Origin of the sequence: Micromonospora humidisoli (assembly GCF_016900955.1) — a bacterium.
GTDB lineage: Bacteria > Actinomycetota > Actinomycetes > Mycobacteriales > Micromonosporaceae > Micromonospora > Micromonospora wenchangensis.
In genome coordinates, this window is record NZ_JAFEUO010000004.1 from 115,998 (window position 1) to 133,636 (window position 17,639).

General features: G+C 73.4%; 14 protein-coding genes. 5 read left to right on the forward strand and 9 right to left on the reverse strand.

Annotated elements, in window-relative coordinates; all coding sequences use genetic code 11:
- The first annotated feature begins 11 nt into the window (after positions 1–11).
- From JQN84_RS15345 to JQN84_RS15360, 4 genes are all read left to right on the forward strand, one after another.
- Entirely contained in the window at positions 12–2,135 is a 2,124-nt protein-coding gene (locus JQN84_RS15345) for a serine/threonine-protein kinase (RefSeq protein WP_204959068.1), read from the forward strand.
- Between the two features lie 172 nt (positions 2,136–2,307).
- Positions 2,308–3,909, forward strand: coding sequence for a serine/threonine-protein kinase (locus JQN84_RS15350; RefSeq protein ID WP_204959609.1), 1,602 nt, complete (start codon positions 2,308–2,310; stop codon positions 3,907–3,909).
- A gap of 102 nt (positions 3,910–4,011) precedes the next feature.
- Positions 4,012–4,821 carry a metal-dependent hydrolase gene (locus JQN84_RS15355; RefSeq protein ID WP_204959069.1) on the forward strand — a complete coding sequence of 270 codons (810 nt, stop codon included), beginning with the start codon at positions 4,012–4,014 and terminating at the stop codon, positions 4,819–4,821.
- 77 nt (positions 4,822–4,898) lie between these two features.
- Positions 4,899–5,549: a hypothetical protein gene (locus JQN84_RS15360; protein ID WP_204959070.1), complete on the forward strand. Its 651-nt coding sequence runs from the start codon at positions 4,899–4,901 to the stop codon at positions 5,547–5,549.
- 125 nt (positions 5,550–5,674) lie between these two features.
- On the opposite strand, the gene JQN84_RS15365 is transcribed toward JQN84_RS15360, so the two are convergent.
- From JQN84_RS15365 to JQN84_RS15395, 7 genes are all read right to left on the reverse strand, one after another.
- Complete coding sequence (locus JQN84_RS15365; protein ID WP_204959610.1) at positions 5,675–6,268, reverse strand: nucleotidyltransferase family protein; 594 nt, start codon at positions 6,266–6,268, stop codon at positions 5,675–5,677.
- Positions 6,269–6,702: 434 nt separating this feature from the next.
- Positions 6,703–8,397 carry a bifunctional 3'-5' exonuclease/DNA polymerase gene (locus JQN84_RS15370; RefSeq protein ID WP_204959071.1) on the reverse strand — a complete coding sequence of 565 codons (1,695 nt, stop codon included), beginning with the start codon at positions 8,395–8,397 and terminating at the stop codon, positions 6,703–6,705.
- 86 nt (positions 8,398–8,483) lie between these two features.
- A complete protein-coding gene (locus JQN84_RS15375; RefSeq protein ID WP_204959072.1) occupies positions 8,484–9,404 on the reverse strand; it encodes a carbohydrate ABC transporter permease in 921 nt (306 codons plus the stop codon).
- 1 nt (position 9,405) lies between these two features.
- On the reverse strand, positions 9,406–10,314 hold the full coding sequence (locus JQN84_RS15380) for a carbohydrate ABC transporter permease (protein WP_204959073.1): 909 nt from the start codon (positions 10,312–10,314) through the stop codon (positions 9,406–9,408).
- A 20-nt stretch (positions 10,315–10,334) separates the two neighbouring features.
- Positions 10,335–11,771, reverse strand: coding sequence for an N-acetylglucosamine/diacetylchitobiose ABC transporter substrate-binding protein (gene ngcE / locus JQN84_RS15385; RefSeq protein ID WP_204959074.1), 1,437 nt, complete (start codon positions 11,769–11,771; stop codon positions 10,335–10,337).
- 25 nt (positions 11,772–11,796) lie between these two features.
- Entirely contained in the window at positions 11,797–12,546 is a 750-nt protein-coding gene (locus JQN84_RS15390) for a sugar isomerase domain-containing protein (RefSeq protein ID WP_204959075.1), read from the reverse strand.
- The gene (locus JQN84_RS15395; protein ID WP_204959076.1) at positions 12,543–13,490 is read right to left on the reverse strand and encodes a MurR/RpiR family transcriptional regulator; all 948 of its coding nucleotides are present in this window, start codon (positions 13,488–13,490) and stop codon (positions 12,543–12,545) included. Before JQN84_RS15395 ends, JQN84_RS15390 begins: the two co-directional genes overlap by 4 nt.
- Before the next feature lie 201 nt (positions 13,491–13,691).
- On the opposite strand from JQN84_RS15395, the gene JQN84_RS15400 reads away from it, so the two are divergent.
- Complete coding sequence (locus tag JQN84_RS15400; protein ID WP_204959077.1) at positions 13,692–14,681, forward strand: N-acetylglucosamine kinase; 990 nt, start codon at positions 13,692–13,694, stop codon at positions 14,679–14,681.
- Between the two features lie 73 nt (positions 14,682–14,754).
- On the opposite strand, the gene JQN84_RS15405 is transcribed toward JQN84_RS15400, so the two are convergent.
- Together JQN84_RS15405 and JQN84_RS15410 are read right to left on the reverse strand one after the other, a co-directional pair.
- Positions 14,755–16,236: a CoA-acylating methylmalonate-semialdehyde dehydrogenase gene (locus tag JQN84_RS15405; RefSeq protein WP_372445993.1), complete on the reverse strand. Its 1,482-nt coding sequence runs from the start codon at positions 16,234–16,236 to the stop codon at positions 14,755–14,757.
- Positions 16,237–16,292: 56 nt separating this feature from the next.
- A complete protein-coding gene (locus JQN84_RS15410) occupies positions 16,293–17,600 on the reverse strand; it encodes an aspartate aminotransferase family protein (protein WP_204959078.1) in 1,308 nt (435 codons plus the stop codon).
- Positions 17,601–17,639 lie beyond the last annotated feature (39 nt).

Consider the following 17,639-nt stretch of genomic DNA (forward strand, 5'->3'; position numbering starts at 1 on the left):
TGAGGAGAACGGTGCAGCAGGTAGTGATCGCCGGCCGGTACCGCCTGTTGAACTTGGTGGGCCGGGGTGGCATGGGCCGGGTCTGGCTGGCCCGCGACGAGGTGTTGCACCGCGAGGTGGCGGTCAAGGAGGTGGTGCCCCCCGCCTGGCTGGCCGACGACGAACGCGACGAGGTGCGGCTGCGGACCCTGCGCGAGGCCCGCACGGCGGCCCGGCTCAACCACCCCAACGTGGTCCGGGTCTACGACGTGGTGCAGGTCGAGGAACGACCGTGGATCGTGATGGAGTATGTCCTGTCCCGGTCGTTGCAGACGGTGCTGGACACCACCGGCCCGGTCGACCCGGCCCGCGCCGCCGAGATCGGGCTGGCGCTGTTGTCCGCGTTGCGCGCCGCGCACTCCGCCGGGGTGCTGCACCGGGACGTGAAGCCGCAGAACGTCCTGGTCGCCGACGACGGTCGGGTGATGCTCACCGACTTCGGGCTGGCCACCTTCGACGGCGGTGACGGGCTGATGACCCGTCCCGGCATGGTGCTCGGTTCCCCGCAGTTCGTCGCCCCCGAGCGTGCCGCCGACGGGGTGTCCAGCGTGGAGGCCGACCTGTGGTCGCTCGGCGCCACCCTGCACGCCGCCGTCGAGGGCCGCTCCCCGTACGCCCGCAGCACCGCGATGGCCACCCTGGCCGCCCTGGCCACCTCCCCACCGGACCCGGCCCCGCACGCCGGGGCGCTGCGCCCCGTGCTGGACGGGCTGCTGGTACGCGACCCCCGGCAGCGCATCCGCCACGACGAGGCCGCCCGCCGCCTGGAGGAGGTGGCCCGGGTGGCGCCCCGGCCCGAGCCGCCCACTGTGGTGCTCCAGGTCCCCCGTCCGATGGGGGTGGCCCGGCCGACGCCGCCACCGGTCACCGACGAGCCGCTGGCACCGCGTACCCGCGCGGACCTCGACGCCGAGCGGGACTGGGGACCACCCGGTCGCCGGATCACCGCCGACGCGCCCGAACGGCCCGTCTCCCCCGCGGCTGGCGGTGCCGCCGGCCTCGACCCGACCGGCCACCCACCGGCGGCGGGGGCGTCCCCGCCCGGCGGGGCCGGCCGGGAGCCGGCCGAGGTGACGTCGGGAGGCCCCGGCCGGACCGTCGTCGGGTCGGGTGACCCGGCCGGCTACCCGCCGGGGCCGGGCGACACCGACGGACGCGACGGCGCGGCGGCCGGCGACCCGACCGGTTCCGGGCCGGGAACGGCCGGACCGCAGGTGCCCGGCCCCGGGCCGGGCGCAGGCACGCCTGGCGGACGCGGGCCGGGCCGGGCCGGCACGGGCGCGGGGTCACGGCGGGCGACCGGCACGGGCGGACCGGCCGGGATGCTCGCCCGGCTGCCCCGCAGCGCCCGGGGCTGGATCCTGGCCGGGGTGACCCTCGCGGTGGGGGCGACGGCCGGCATCGGCACCACCGTCGCGATCAACGACGAGGAGCACCGGGCCGCACCACGGCACACCGACGGGCCGGCCAGCAGCAGCACCCCCTCGACCCGCCCGTACGCCCCGCCGGCCGGTGGTCCGGGCCGGCCGGGTCCGCCACCCGGCGCCCAGGACCTCGCCCCGCCTCCGCTGCCGTGCCTGCGTCCCGACCCGGTCGGCACGAAGGTCACCGGCCGACCGGCGACCGTGGACGACGGTTTCCGTCCCCCGTCCGGCTGGACCTGGTACGACGGCACCGGCTACCGGCTCGCCGTGCCGATCGGCTGGCTGCGTACCCAGGACGGGCAGGTGACCTGCTTCCGGGACCCGGGCAGCCGACGGACGCTGAGCGTGGAACCGCTGACCGGTGGCGGCGGCGGGGCGCTGGACCGGCTCCAGGCCGAGGAACGCGCCCAGCTCGGCTTCGGTGCCCTGCCCGGGTACGACAAGATCAAGCTGGCGGCGTTCGACGGCGACGGCGCCCAGTGGGAGTGCCGCTGGGACACCCCGTTCGGCGGCCGGGAGCACGGAATCCGGCTGATCCCCGGTCGGGACCTGTCCGGATACATGCTGAGCTGGTCGTCGGCGGACGAGGACTGGGACGACGCGGCCGACGAGTTGGCGGTGGTCCGGGAGAGCTTCCGGGGCCGGTCGACGGAGCTGACCTCGCCCACCTGACCCGCCCCGCCCCTCGGCCCAGGGCCGGCCCGCCCCGGGCCGCGTCCGCCGCTGCGGAACACCCAGGTAACCGTGGATATCCTGGTGGCGGGGGCAGCGAGGGGGACACGTCGTGCACGAGCAGCGGGTGGCCGGGCGGTACCGGCTGCTCGCTCTGGTCGGCGCCGGCGGGATGGGCCGGGTCTGGTTGGCCCGCGACGAGATGCTGCACCGGGACGTCGCGGTCAAGGAGGTCGTCCCGCCGCACTGGCTCGCCGCGCACGAACGCGAGGAGCTACGGCTGCGCACGTTGCGCGAGGCCCGCACCGCGGCCCGGCTGAACCACCCCAACGTGGTACGGATCTACGACGTGGTGCACGACGGGGACAACCCCTGGATCGTGATGGAGTACGTCCCCTCCCGTTCGCTGCAACAGATACTCACCGAGGAGGGGCCGCTGGACCCGCACCGGGTCGCCCGGATCGGGTTGGCGGTGCTGGCCGCCCTGCGCGCCGCACACGCCGCAGGGGTGCTGCACCGCGACGTCAAACCACACAACGTCCTGGTCGCCGACGACGGGCGGGTGGTCCTCACCGACTTCGGACTGGCCACCTTCGACGGCGGTGACGGGGCGATGACCGGCCCGGGGATGGTGCTCGGCTCACCGCAGTTCGTCGCCCCCGAACGCGCCCGCGACGGGGTTTCCAACCCGCGTACCGACCTGTGGTCGCTGGGGGCCACCCTCTACGCGGCGGTGGAGGGGCATTCGCCGTACGCCCGGGGCAGCGCGATGGCGACGCTGAGCGCGCTGGCCATCGAGCCGCCCGACCCGGCGCGGCGGGCCGGGGCGCTGCGCCCGGTGCTGGAGGGACTGTTGCGGCGCGAACCGGAACGGCGGCTCACCGCCGCCGAGACGCAGACCCGGCTGAGCGCCGCGCTCGCGGCGACGCCGGCCGCGCCGCAGGCGTCCATGCCGGCCGCACCGCAGGTGGCCATGCCGGCCGCACCGCAGGCGTCCATGCCGGCCGCACCGCAGGTGGCCACCCCCGCCGCGCCGCGGGCGGCCGTACCGGCCGGTGGGCGGGCCGGCGGGGAGGCTTCGCCGCTGCCGGTCGGTGGATCGCGGTGGCGGTGGCGGCGGATCGTCCTGGTCGCGGTGGCCGTCGTGGGCACGCTGGTCGCCGGGGTCGGGACGACGGTCGCGCTGCGGGACGGCACCGGCCCGTCGACGCCTGGCGGTGGCGTCGGCACCGCGGCGGCCCGGCCGGCGGCCTTCCCGTGCGCCGCGCCCGCGCCGACGGACGCCGCCCCGGTCCGGTCCGCGCCACCGCCGCCGGGTGAACGGTTCGGCCTGGTGGCGGGTTGGACCTGGTACGCCGACCCGGACGGCTTCCGGATCGCCGCGCCGGCCGGCTGGCTGCGCTACACCGACGGACCGGTGACCTGCCTGCGTGAACCCGGTGGCCCCCGGGTGCTCAGCATCGCCCCCGGCGTCGCCCCGGCCGACCCGGTCGCCCACTGGCGGGCCGAGGAACGCCGGCTCACCGACGACGGTCGGCTCACCGGCTACCGGCGGGTGGACATCTCCGCGCTGGACATGTATCGGGGCGGCGCGCTGTGGGAGTGCGAGTGGACCGGCCCGACAGGTGCCCGGCTGCACACCGCCCGGCTGCTGGTCCGGGTCGCCCCGCAGCGGGCCTACACCGTCTCATGGTTGACAGAGCAGTTCGACTGGCAGGTCAACGCGACATACTTCCTGATGATCCGGCAGAGTTTCCGCCCTGCCGCCGCCTGACACCCTCCCCTGTGGACCGACCAGGTTGTTGCCCTGTGGGCGGCGGTTCTGACACAGTGGCGTAGCGTTGTCGATCAAGAAAACGGGGAGGGGCGAGGCGACATGATGGGACCGTCCCACGCGCTGTCGGGCGCGGCGGTGTGGCTGACCGGGTCGTGGGCGCTGGAGCAGTTCGCCGACTACCACCAGTCGCCGTTGGCCCTGGCCGTCGGCACCGCCGTCTGCGCCGGTGGGGCGCTCTTTCCCGACCTCGACCTCTCCGGCAAGGTCACCCGTAACCAGGGCGGCGCGACGGTGGCCCGCACCTTCGGGGTGTTCTCGCTGTTCGTCGCCGAGGTGATGGAGAAGATCTCGCTCGGCGTCTACTACGCCACCAAGCTCAGCCGCGACCCGCGCCGCAACAACGGTCACCGCACCCTGACCCACACCATCCCGTTCACCGTGCTGGTCGGTTGGGGCACCACCGCGCTGTGCACCGCGTACGGCAAGTGGGCGGTGGTCAGCATCCTGTTCTTCATGATCGGGCTGGCGCTGCGCGGGCTCTTCGACGAGTGGGCCGAGCGGGCCGGCTGGGTGATCGTCACCCTCGTCTCGGCCGCCGCCGCCTGGTTCACCTTCGCCAACCTGCCAGGTGACCGCGGCTATCCGATGATCGGGCTGGCCGTCGGGGTGGGCTGTTTCGTGCACATCCTCGGCGACATGATCACCAAGGCCGGGGTCCCGATCCTCTGGCCGATCCCGATCAAGCGCCGGATGTGGACGATGATCGGGCTACCCAACAGCATCGCGTTGCGTACCGGCAGCAAGGCCGAGGTGGTGGTGCTGCGGACCGCGCTGACGGTGCTCTCCGTGCTCGCAGCCGTCGGCCTGGTCGCCCCCTCGGTGCTGCAACGGTTCAACATCGAGGTCTGACCGACCGGCGTTCCACCCCTGGGACCAGCCGAACGTGGGACGGTCCGGGAGTGCTCCGCACGCCTACGATGCGTAGCATGTCCGCCGGCCCCGGGAACCGCCCCCTCGCCGGCTCCGGTCGCGGACGGCTCCTCGCCGGCCTGCTGACGCTGCTGTCGTCGGCCCTCTTCGCGGGCGTGCTCTGGGACGCCGGATACGCCCGGCTCTATCCGGCGGCACGCTTCCTGCACCGGCCGCTGCCCCTGCTCGGGCTCGCCATGCTGGCCGCGCTGACACTGGTGCTCGCCGGCTGGCTGGCCGCCAGGCAACCGCCCGCCAGGACCGTGCTGCGGTCGGTCACGCTCGGCTGCGCGGTACTGCTCGGCGTGGGCACCGGCGCCTGGGGCATGTACCGCACCGGTTTCGCCTCGACCGTCGAACGGGACTCCACGCTGGCCGTCTCCCCCGACGGCCGGTACGCGGTGGTCCGGCTGGACACCCGCGACTGGAAGGACCTGCCGCACACCGAATTACGGGTACGTACCCGCGCCGGGCTGCTCAGCCACGACGCCGACCGGGAACTGGTCACCTGCCGCTACGAGCGCCCCCGGGGGCGGATCGATGCCGAGTTCGTCGGGGAACGGACGGTCCGGGTCGCGTTGGTCGACCGGCCGGCGGTCACCGTCGCGTTCGACGGACGGCTGCGCCCCCGGCACACCGTCGACATCTGCCGCCCACCCGACGGCTGACCGCCGGCGGCGCGCTGGTTGACCGGCCGGCCCGACGTCGCCGCCGGCCCGACGCCACCGGCCGGCCCGGCCGATCCGACCCCGCCAGCGGCGCGGTTGATCCGACGCCGTCGGCCGGGTGGCGCTCAGACGCCGACCCGCTGGGGTGGCACGGTGAGGCCGTAGAGCGCCATCAGTTCCGGAGTGTCCACCCGGTTGCCGTCGGCCACCGAGTCGCAGGCGATGTCGACGATCTGGTCCTTGTGCGCCAGCAGGTACGGTCGGGCACCGATGTCGGCACCGGCCAGGGTCGCGATGCCGGCCCAGTGTCGTCGGCCGAACAGCATCGGGTACCCGCGCAGCCCGTCGTAGGTGGCGCAGGCCAACACGTCCGGGTACGGCAGCGCGGCCACCCGTCGGACCGCCTCCGGGGTGAGACCGGGCATGTCGACGGGTACCACCACCACCGCCTCGACCCGTTCGTCGGCCAACGCGGCCAGGCCGGCCCGGATGGACGAGCCGACCCCGGCCCCCGACGCCCGGTTGACCACCACCGTGGCGGGACTCAGGTCGGCCGCCGCCCGAACCTCGTCGGCCGCCGCCCCCAGCACGACCACCAGCTGCTCACAGCCGGCCGCCACCATCGTGTCGATCATGCAGCTGACCAGCAGCCGGTCCCCCTGGCGCAGCAACGCCTCGGGGCTGCCGAGCCGACGCCCCCCACCCGCCGCGATGATCATTCCTGCGATACGCACACCGGGTGCAACGAGCCCCCGAGGGATCAGTGTCGGCACGAAACGGATATTTCACGCGTATACCCTGAACCACCCCTCCCCACCCCTGCTCCCAACCCACCCCTGCCCCCGCCCCGCCGCCACCCGCCCCGCCCTGGTGATCAAGAGGTTTACGCCATCCCACCCCCGCCAGCTGACCTTTTCCTCTTGATCACCGCCTCGCCACCCCGCCGGCCTCGGTGATCAAGAGCTTTACGTCACCCCCACCCCGCTGGCTGACCTTTTCCTCTTGATCACTGCCCAGCCCAGCCCAGCCCGCCCCGCCGAACTCGGCGATCACGAGGTTTGCGTCAGCGCGGGCAGCGAATCTGACGCGAATCTCTTGATCACCGGGGGCTGACATCGCAACGGGGCCGGCTGAGGGGGCTGGGGCCGCACAGTCAGGCTTGGGCGTAGGTGGTGACGGTGGAGAGGTCGAGGGGGAAGCGTACGGGGGTGGGGCCGAACAGCAGGGCCGAGGCGCGCTGCCCGGCGCGACGGACCGCCTCGGCCACCGGGTCGGCCAGCTCGGCCGGACAGTGCACGATCACCTCGTCGTGCTGGAAGAAGACCAGCTCCCCACCGACCCTGGCCAGCTCTGCCCGCAGCGAGGCGAGCAGCGTCGAGGCCCACTCGGCGGCGGTGGCCTGGATGACGAAGTTACGGGTGAACCGACCCCGGGAGCGGGCTGCCCGCGCCCGGGGCGAGCGCGGGTCCGCCCCGGCGTCCGGGTCCACCGGGGCGTCGTCGGCGTCACCGGAGCCGACCGTGCCCGGCGGGCAGGTCCGGCCCAGCCAGGACCGGACCAGGCCACCGGACTCCCCGGTACGCGCCGCCGCCTCCAGGTAACCGAAGGCGGTCGGATAGCTGCGTTTGAGCACGGCCAGCGCCGGCAGCGCCCCACCGCCGGTCTGCCCGTACATCGCGCCGAGCAGGGCGAGCTTGGCGCGGGCCCGGTCCCCGCCGAAGGAGTCCTGGGCCAGCGCCGCGTAGAGGTCCCCGGCCGCTCCGGCGGAGGCCAGCCGGGCATCACCGGAGACCGCGGCGAGCACCCGGGGCTCCAACTGACCGGCGTCGGCCACCACCAGTCGCCAGCCCGGATCGGCCACCACCGCCCGCCTGATCACCTTGGGGATCTGCAACGCGCCGCCGCCCCGGGTGGCCCACCGGCCGGAGACCACCCCGGCGGGGACGTACTCCGGGCGGAACCGGCCGTCGCGGACCCACGCGTCCCGCCAGGCCCAGCCGTGCGCCGTCCAGATCCGGTACAGCTCCTTGTATTCGAGCACCAACGGGACGGCCGGATGGTCGACGCCGCGCAACACCCAGGCCCGGGTGTTGGGCAGCTGCACACCGACCCGGGCGAAGGCGCGTAGCAGCTCCGCCGAGGAGTCGACGTGCACCTGCCGGACGCCGAACGCCTCGGCGACCCGGGCGGCCAGCTCGGCCAGCCGCCGCGGCGGCCCACCCACCGGGGACGCCTCACCCAGCAGCTCGGCGAGGATCTCGTCGTGCACGTCGGCACGCCAGGGCAGCCCGACGGCAGCCATCTCCACCGCGATCAGCGCGCCTGCCGACTCGGCGGCCACCAGCAGCCGGAACCGGCCGGGAAGGGCGGTGGCGGCGACCCGGGCGAGCTGGTCGGCGTACACCCGGGTCAGGGCGTCGATGCCGGGGGCCGGCGGGCCGGTGACGGCCTCGAAGAGCGCGGCCTGCCCGTGCCCCGGCGGCGCGGCCGGCCGGGGCGGCGGGTCGGGTGGGACGGCGGCCCCGGTGAGCCGGGCGTACGCGGCGGCCAGCGAGCGGGGCTCACCCCACCGGCCGGCGTGGCCCAGCAGCAGCCCCTCGGTCAGCTCGATGTCGTGGCAGCGCTCGACCCGCACCCCGGCGCGCAGCAGGGTCGGGTAGAGCGTCGCACCCGAAGCCCACACCCAGCGGGGATGCTCGGCCGCCTCGCGGGCGGCCACGGCGGCGGGCAGGTCGTCGACCGGCTCGACGGGACCGGCCGGGTGACCGGCGGCGTCCAACGGCTGGAGGGCGCCACCGCCCCGCTCCCCCGCCGCCACCGCCAGCACCGCCACGGCCCGATTCTGCACCGCCCCTGTGACACCCCGGCCCGGGTCACCCGCTCCGGGTCAGCGGTCGGGATGGCGGGGTGAGGCGGCCCCGCCATCCCGACCGGTCACTTGACCGCGCCGGAGGTCAGGCCGGACTGGATCTGCCGCTGGAAGATCGCGTACACGATGATCATCGGGAGGATGGCGATGGTCAGCGCGGCGAACAGGCCGGACCAGTCGGCCTCGTAGCCGGCGTTGACCGAGATGTCGGCGATGCCCTGGGTGAGCACCCACTTGTCCTTGGCGTTGGAGAGCAGCACCAGGGGCAACTGGTACTGCGCCCACTGCCCGATGATGTTGAAGATCGCCACGCTGATCAGGCCCGGCTTCGCCATCGGCAGCATCACCTGGAAGAACAGCCGGGTGTGCGAACAGCCGTCGATCATGCCGGCCTCGGCCACCGAGTTCGGCAGCGTCCGGAAGAACGCGGCCAGGAAGAAGATGGTGAACGGCAGCGAGTAGGCGATGTAGACCAGGATCACCCCGGTGTGGGTGTCCAGCAGCCCCAGGTTGCGGACCACGAAGAACAGCGGCACCAGCGCCAGGAAGACCGGGAAGGCCAACCCGGAGACGAACAGGTAGTAGATCGCCCGGTTGCCCCGGAACTTGTACCGGGCCAGCACGTACGCGGCCATCGAACCGAACAGCATGGTGCCGAAGGTGCTGCACGACACCACGAAGACGCTGTTGAGGAAGTAGCGGCCGACGTGCGCCTTGGTCCAGGCCCGGCCGAAGTTCTCCCAGCGCAGCTCCGCCGGCAGCGTCCACGGGCTGCTGAAGATCTCGCCGGTGTTCTTGAACGCGGCCAGGAACGTCCAGAGGATCGGCACGATGACGATCACCGCCCAGACGGCGAGCGCCAGCTGACCGAGCCCGCTGAACAGTCGTACCTCGTGGTGTTCGCCCCGGCCCCTACGGGTGCGGGCGGCGGGCCGGCCGGGCGGGGTGTCCGCCGCGGCCGGCGGCAGCGTCGTCTGTGCGGCCATCTCAGTACTCCACGCTTTCCCGCTTGGTCAACCGCAGCGTCAGCGCCGCGAACGTGAGGGTGAGGAAGAACAGCGCCACACCCATCGCCGAGGCGTAGCCGTACTTCGAGTAGACGAAGGCGTTGCGGTAGATCTCCACCGCCAGCACCGTCGTCGCGCCGTCCGGGCCGCCGCTGTCCACCGAGAGCACCGCGACGATGGCGAACGCGTCGAACGCGGCGATGCCGAGGTAGACCCAGGCGACCTGGAGGGTGTCCCAGAGCAGCGGCAGGGTGACCCGGAAGAACAGCATCACCTTGCTCGCCCCGTCCATCTCGGCCGCCTCGTAGATCTCCCCCGGAATGGAGGCCATCCCGGCCGAGAAGAGCACCACGTAGAAGCCGACGGCCTGCCAGACCAGCACCGCGATGATCGACCACAGGGCCAGGTTCGGCCGGACCAGGAACAGCACCGGGTCCAGCCCGAGCTTCATCAGCACGCCGTTGATCAGGCCGGACTCGTTGGGCCGGTACACCATCTGGAACAGCACCGCGATGATGGCCACCGCCAGGACCTGGGGGAAGAAGAACACCACCCGGTAGAACTTCGACCCCCGGACCCCCTGCCGCTGGCCGCCCACGCTGCGCCCACCCACGTTGAGCAGGAAGGCGAAGAACAACGCGATGGCGATCGTGATCAGCGGCAGGGCAAGCAGCAGTACGCCGTGGTGCTGGACCGCCTGCCAGAAGCGCCCGTCGTCGAGCAGCCGCCGGTAGTTGTCGAAGCCCACCCACTGCGGGGCGGACAGCCCCCGCCAGTTGGTCATCGAGATCTGGAACGCCTGCGCGTACGGTGCGATGACGAAGACCACGTACAGCGTGACCGGGGCGAACAGGAACCCGATCACGAACGGATACTTGCCGTGCCGCATGATCCCGCTTCTCCGATCGGTCAGCGCGTGAACTTGGCGACGGAGCTGTCCTTCTTGATGGCGTCGGCCCGCTTCTGGATCCGCTCCACGAAGGCGTCGGCCTTGATCCGGCCGAACATCAGCTCGTTGGTGGCGGTGCGCGCCTCGGTGTCCAGCTCCTTGTACCAACCGTCGAAGTACAGGTTGAACACGTCCTTGCCGGCGGCGGCGAGGGCGGCCTGGGAGCTGGCCACGCCGGGCGGGAAGGCGAAGCCGGTGCTGCCGGCGGTGACCACGGTCGGGGCCTTGACCACCTCGGTGAAGCCCTTCGCCCCGGCGACGGAGAGCATCTGGCGCATGTACTCCAGACCACCGCGCGGGTTCTTGCTCTTGGCCGAGACGAAGTAGCCCTCACCGGCGGTCGCCCGCACCGCGGTCGCCGGCAGCTTGTCCGAACCGGACAGGCTCGGCACCGGCATGAGCTGGTAGTCGAAGCCGGCCGGGGTGTCCTTCTTCTGCTCGCCCTCCAGCCAGTCGCCGCTGGGGTAGAGGGCCAGCTTGTACTGGTTCTGCCGCAGCTGCACGTCGGTGTGCTTGAGCCCCTCGAAGCTCTTGTCGACGTACTTGGCGCCGATCTCCTCCCACGCCTGCGCCGCCTGCTTGACCGCGTCCTGCTGCCAGGCGCCGTCCTCCAGGTTGTCGATGTTCTTGAGCACGTCGGTGCCGCCGATCTTCGCGGCGTGGGTCAGGATCACGTTCCACTGGTAGTAGGCCGCGTTCGCCCCGGCGTAGCCGTACGGGGTGATGCCCTTGGACTTGATGCCGTCGAGCAGGGCGGTGAACTCCGACCAGGTCTTCGCCGGTGCCCAGCCGTTGTCCTTGAACAGCTTGCCCGAGTACCAGATGCCGAAGACGGTGGAGACGTAGTACAGGACGTACGGCTTGCCGTTGAAGGAGCCCGCCTCGACCGTGCCGGGCACGACCGTGTCGCGGACCTTCTTGCTCGGGTCGTCGACCGACGGGGCGTCCCACAGCTCGGTGAGGTCCATCAGCTGCCCGTCGGCCACCAGCGAGCCGAAGTCGATCAGCTTCTCGCCCGAGTTGTTGACGAACTCCGGCGGGTTGCCCGAGGCGAACCGGGGCTGGAGCACGGTGGAGACCGCCTGGGTGGACTGGTGCTTGATCTCCGCCTTGGGGAACGCCTTCTTGTACAGCGGCTCGTGCACGTCGGTGGCGTACTTCTCGCCGTAGCCGCCGTTGAAGATGACCACCTCCAGCGGGGCGTCCTCGGCGACGCCCAGCGGGTTGGCGGCGCTCTTGGTGCCCTCCTCGGCCTTGGTGGTGGTCTCGTCGGAGCCGCTGGTGGCGCAGGCGCCCAGCAGGCTGACCACCGGCGTGGCGAGCAGGCCCGCCGCGGCGGTGCGGCCCAGCAGGGTGCGCCGGTTCAGCGCGGCGGGGGTCTCGGGGGTATTCGACATCGTCGTCTCTCCTTGGGTGTCCGGGTCAGGCGGTGCGCCGGAGACGCCCGGCGTACCGCGACTCGAGGGCGAGGTTGTGCGCGTCCCCACCGGGGACGTTGGCGGAGAGGTAGATAGGGGGTACCTCTCCGGCCTGGTGGAACCGTCGGACGACCTCCGCGGTCACCAGTTGCGCCAGCAGCGCGGAGGTGACCGAGGAGACCGCACAGACCGCGCCGCCGCCCTCCAGCGGCAGCAGTGCGTCGCCGTACGGGGCGCCGTTGTCCAGCACCACGTCGGCGAGTTCGGCGAGTCGACGCCCGGACGGGTGGCGGGGTGCGACCCGTGCGGTGTGCGCGACCGAGGTGACCGCGATCAGCGGATGGCCGTGCCCGGTGACCAGCGTCGCCAGCTCGACGACCGAGCCGTTGATGCCGGACTGCGAGGCGATCAGGAAGACGTCGGCCGGCTGCGACCGGGCCAGCGGGTAGAGCTGGTGGGCCACGGCCGGGTCGCGTTCCAGCTTGGGGTCGGTGAGCACGTCGCGCGGGGCGTCGCCGTGCAGCACCAGGTCGTGCAGGCCGATCCGGTTGGTGGGGACCAGGCCGCCGGCGCGGGCCACCAGTTCGGCGGCGAACGTCTCGGAGTGGCCGGCCCCGAACGCCTGGAGCACCCCGCCGGCCCGCAGGCTGGTGGCGATCAGGTCGGCGGCCCGGCCGATCGCGTCGGCCTGGGTGTCGAGCAGCCGGTCGAGGACGGGCCGGACGGCCCGCGCGTACCCCTGGGCACTGATCATGAGGTGGTCCCCTTCGCGGCCTTGTGCCCCTGCACGGCCTGGGCGGTACGCCGGAAGGCCGCGTGGGCGCGGTCGTGGGTGCGCTGCGCCACGGCGATGTAGAGCAGGTCGAGCACGACGAGTTGGGGGTGCCGGGCGGACAGCGCGTCCGGCCGGAAGGTGGTGGCCTGGCTGGCGGTGAGCAGGACGATGTCGGCCAGTTCGGCCAGCGGCGAGCGCGGGAACCCGGTCAGCGCCACGGTGGTGGCCCCCCGGCTGTCCGCCTCGGCGAGCATCTCGATGGTCTCCCGGGTCTGCCCGGTGTGCGAGATGCCCAGCGCCACGTCGCCGGGGCCGAGCAGCGCGGCGCTGGCCAGCCCCTCGTGCACGTCGCTCCAGGCCCAGGCGGCGACCCCGATGCGGTGCAGGCTGAACTGCATCTCCTCGCCGACCAGCGCGCTGCCGCTGGCCCCGAAGATGTTGACCCGGGCGGCGCCGGCGATGGCGACGGCGGCCCGTTCGACCTCGGCGAGGTCGAGCAGGGTGGCGGTGTCGTGCATGGCCCGGGTGTCGGCAGCCATGATCTGGTCGAGCACCCGCTCCAGCGGGTCGCCGGGTTGGATCTCCCGGCCGATGTCGACGGTCCAGCCGGCCGAGCGCGCCCGGCCGGTCTCGGAGGCGATGCCGAGGCGCAGGTCGGCGTAGCCGTCGAAGCCCATCGCCCGGCAGAACCGGGTGATGGTGGCCGGTGAGGTGCCGCTGCGTTCGGCCAGCTCGACGATGGTGGCGCGGGCCGCTGCCTCCGGGTCGCTGAGCACCTGCTCGGCGACCCGGCGCAACGCTCCCGTCAACTCTCCCGCGCCGGCCCGGACCCTGGCCAGCACCCCGTCCGCGCTGCGCCGGTCGACCGGCTCGGCATCGACCACCGCGGTTGCCGCGGTGGTGTCCGCCTCGTGCTCGGCCATCGACGCGCCTTTCGGAAAAGAGTGTTAACTGTTAGTGGTAAAAGTTCTTACTGAAGGCCCCTTCCTGTCAAGAGCATGGGCGAAGTTTTCAAACTGTTACCTGCCGCGCGGCCCACTCCCGACCCCCGGTCTTGCCCTGCGGCACCGCACCGACCAGCATGGACACCCCTGGACCAGCGCACTCCCGGGAGGCCCGCGAGGATGTCCGACACCGTCGTGGTCGGCCTCGACATCGGGGGTACGGCCACCCGGGCCACCGCCCTGACCCTCACCGGCGAACGCCTCGGCACCGGCCGGGCCGGCGGCGGCAACCCCACCAGCCACGGTGCCGAACGTGCCGCCGTCGAACTGTCCACCGCACTGCGGGAGGCGCTACGCGGGGTCGATCCGGCCCGGGTCCACGCCGGGGCGATCGGGCTCGCCGGGGCCGGCCGGTTACGCGCCGACCCGGCCGGTCGGGCCGCCTTCGACCGGGCCTGGTCGGACGCCGGCCTGCGCTGCCCGTACGCGGTGCACAGCGACGCCCTCGTCGGGTACGCCTCCGGCACCGCCGCGCCCGACGGCACGATCCTGATCGCCGGCACCGGGGCGATCGCCGCCCAGGTGTGCGACCTGCGGCTGGACCGGATCGCCGACGGGCACGGCTGGCTGCTCGGCGACGCCGGCTCCGGCTTCTGGCTGGGCCGGGAGGCGGTCCGGGCACTCCTGGCCGACCTGGACACCGGCACCGCGCCCGGCCCGCTCGGCCGGCGGCTGCTCGCCGAACTGACCGGCACGACCGGGATGGCCGCCCGCCCCCGGGACACCGTCGACGCGGTGGTCCAGGCGGTCACCCGTCGACCACCCGTGGAACTGGCCCGGTTCGCCCCGCTGGTCGTCGACGCCGCCGTCGCCGGTGACCCGGGCGCGGCCGAACTGCTCCACCGGGCCGCCGCGCACCTGGTCACCAGCGCCGGTCGGATTCGCCCGGACGGCGCGACGACGCCGCTGGTGCTCGGCGGTGGGCTGCTCACCGGGGACACCCCGCTCGGCGCGGCGGTCCGGGCCGAGGCGGGCCGTCGCTGGCCGGACGCCCCGGTCCACTCGGCCGGGGACGGCGCGGCGGCGGCGGCCTGGCTGGCCGCCCGCACCCTGCCCGAGATCACCGACCCGGTGACCCTGCACGCGTTGCTGGTCCCGCCGAGCGGCTGACCAGCCGAGTGCCGGCCGCCGTGTGATCGTTGTCGGTCAGACCGCGTGCCCCGACCGGGTCAGGTCTGGTGGGTCAGGTCTGGGTGGGGAAGCCGAGGTTCACCCCGCCGTGGCGCGGATCCGGCCAGCGGCTGGTGACCACCTTGCCCCGGGTGAAGAACCGTACCCCGTCCTCACCATGGGCGTGCAGGTCACCGAAGAGCGACGCCTTCCACCCGCCGAACGAGTAGTACGCCATCGGCACCGGGATCGGCACGTTGATCCCCACCATGCCCACCTCCACCTCGTGCTGGAAGCGCCGGGCCGCCCCACCGTCGTTGGTGAAGACCGCCGTGCCGTTGCCGTACGGGTTGGCGTTCACCAGGGCCAACGCCGCGTCGTACGAGTCGACCCGGACGACACCGAGCACCGGGCCGAAGATCTCGTCGGTGTAGATCGACATGTCCGGGGTGACCCGGTCGAACAGCGTCGGCCCCAGCCAGAACCCGTTCGGGTCCCCGTCCGGGGTGACGTCCCGACCGTCCACCACCGGTACCGCCCCGGCGGCCACCCCGGCCGCCACGTACCCGCGTACCCGGGCCGCGTGCGCGGCGGTCACCAACGGACCCATGTCGCAACCGCGCCGCCCGTCGCCGGTACGCAGCCCGGCCATCCGCGCGGCGATCCGCGCCACCAGGGCGTCGGCGACCGGCTCCACGGCCACCAGCGCGGAGATCGCCATGCACCGCTCGCCCGCCGAGCCGAACCCGGCGTTGACCGCCGCGTCGGCGGCCAGGTCCAGATCGGCGTCCGGGAGCACCACCAGGTGGTTCTTCGCCCCGCCGAGGGCCTGCACCCGCTTGCCGCCAAGCGTCGCGCGCCGGTGCACGTGCCGGGCGACCGCTGTGGAACCGACGAACGACACCGCCCGTACGTCGGGGTGGTCGAGCAGCGCGTCGACCGCCTCGGCGTCGCCGTTGACCACGTTGAGCACCCCGGCCGGCAGACCCGCCTCGACGAACCACTCGGCCAGCAGCAGCGCCGCGCCCGGATCCTTCTCGCTCGGCTTGAGCACCACCGCGTTGCCGCAGGCCACCGCCACCGGCACGAACCACAGCGGCACCATCACCGGGAAGTTGAACGGCGAGATCACCGCCACCACCCCCAGCGGCTGCCGCAGGCTGTACGAGTCGACCCCGGTGGAGACGTTCTCGCTGAACCGCCCGCGCAATACCGAGGCGATGCCGCAGGCGTACTCGATCACTTCGAGGCCGCGCTGCACCTCGCCGGCGGCGTCGGCGAGCACCTTGCCGTGCTCGGCGGTGATCACCTCGGCGAGCCGGTCCCGGCGGGCGTGGACCAGCTCCCGGAAGGCGAACAGCACCGCCGTGCGCCGGGCCAGCGAGGCGTCCCGCCAACTCCGGGCGGCCCGTCCGGCCGCCCCGACCGCCACCGCGACGTCCGCCGCGTCGGCCAGCGCCACGAGGCCGGTACGCCGACCGGTCGCCGGGTCGAAGACGTCCCCGTGCCGGCCGGACGTCCCGTCGATCCGCCTACCGTCGACGAAGTGCCCGATCCGGGCAGCGTCCACCGTGGGCGCGGCCTGCGGGCCGGGTGACCGGGTCGCCCCGGTCACCGCGCCGCCTCCGCCGCCACCGTCGAACGGATCGCCTCGACCAGGATCGCCAGGCCCTCGCGGGCCTCGGCCTCGGTGAGGGTCAACGGTGGACCCATCCGCACCACGTTGCCGTGCAGGCCGCCCTTGCCGACCAGCAGGCCGCCCGCCCGGCACGCCTCGACGACCCGGCCGGTCAGCGCCGGATCGGGCTCCATGCCACCCGGCTGGACGAACTCCACGGCGAGCATCAACCCCCGGCCCCGGATCTCGGCCACCCCGTCGAGGTCGGCGACGGCGGCGCGCAGGCCGTCGACGAGGATCGCGCCGACCCGGGCGGCGTTGGCCTGCAGGTCGTGGTCCCGCAGGTAGTCCAGGACGGCGTTGCCGGCCGCGGTGGCGAGCGGGTTCCCGCCGAAGGTGGAGAAACTGACCGCCGGCACCGACTCCATGATCTCGGCCCGGCCGACCACCCCGGCCAGGGCGAAGCCGTTGCCGATGCCCTTGGCGAAGGTGAGCAGGTCCGGGATGACCCCGTGCGCCTGGTAGCCCCAGAAGTGCGCACCGGTACGCCCCCAACCGGTCTGCACCTCGTCGGAGATCAGCAGGATACCGTGCTCGTCGAGCACCTTGCGCCAGCCGGCGAACAACCCGTCGGGCGGGGCGACGAAACCGCCGACCCCCTGCACCGGCTCGGCGATCAGGCACGCCACGTCACCGCTGGTCTGGGTGGCGAGCACCTCGCGCAGGTCCTCCACGGCGGCATCGATCCGGTCGTCGGCGGGCAGCCGGGCGAGCAGCCCGCGCAGCCGCTCCCCGGAGTGCAGCCAGGCCACCTGGAGCGGGCTGTGCGCGCTGGCCGTCCAGCCCCGGTTGCCGGTGACGCCCATCGCCGCGTACGACCGGCCGTGGTAGCTGTTGCGGACGGCGAGGATCTGGTGCGAGCGGCGGTAGCTGGTGGCGGCCAGCAGCGCCGCCTCGTTCGCCTCGGTGCCGGAGTTGGTGAAGAAGACCCGCGCGTCCGGGATGCCGGCGACCTGCACGATCTTCTCGGCCAACTCCACCTGCTGCCGGATCAGGTAGAGGGTGGAGGTGTGCACCAGGCCGGTGTCCAGTTGACGCTGCACCGCCTCGCGGATCTCCGGGATGTCGTAGCCGATCATGTTGGTCAGCACGCCGCCGAAGAAGTCCAGGTAGCTGCGGCCCCGGGCGTCGGTCACCCGGCGGCCGGAGCCGGCGACCAGCTCGATCGGTTCGGCGTAGTAGAGCGGCATCCAGGACGGGAGCACGGCCCGGTGTCGGGCCAGCAGGTCGTCGGCGGTCATCGGCACACCCTTCCGCGGCGGCGGTTCGCGTGCCCCGCA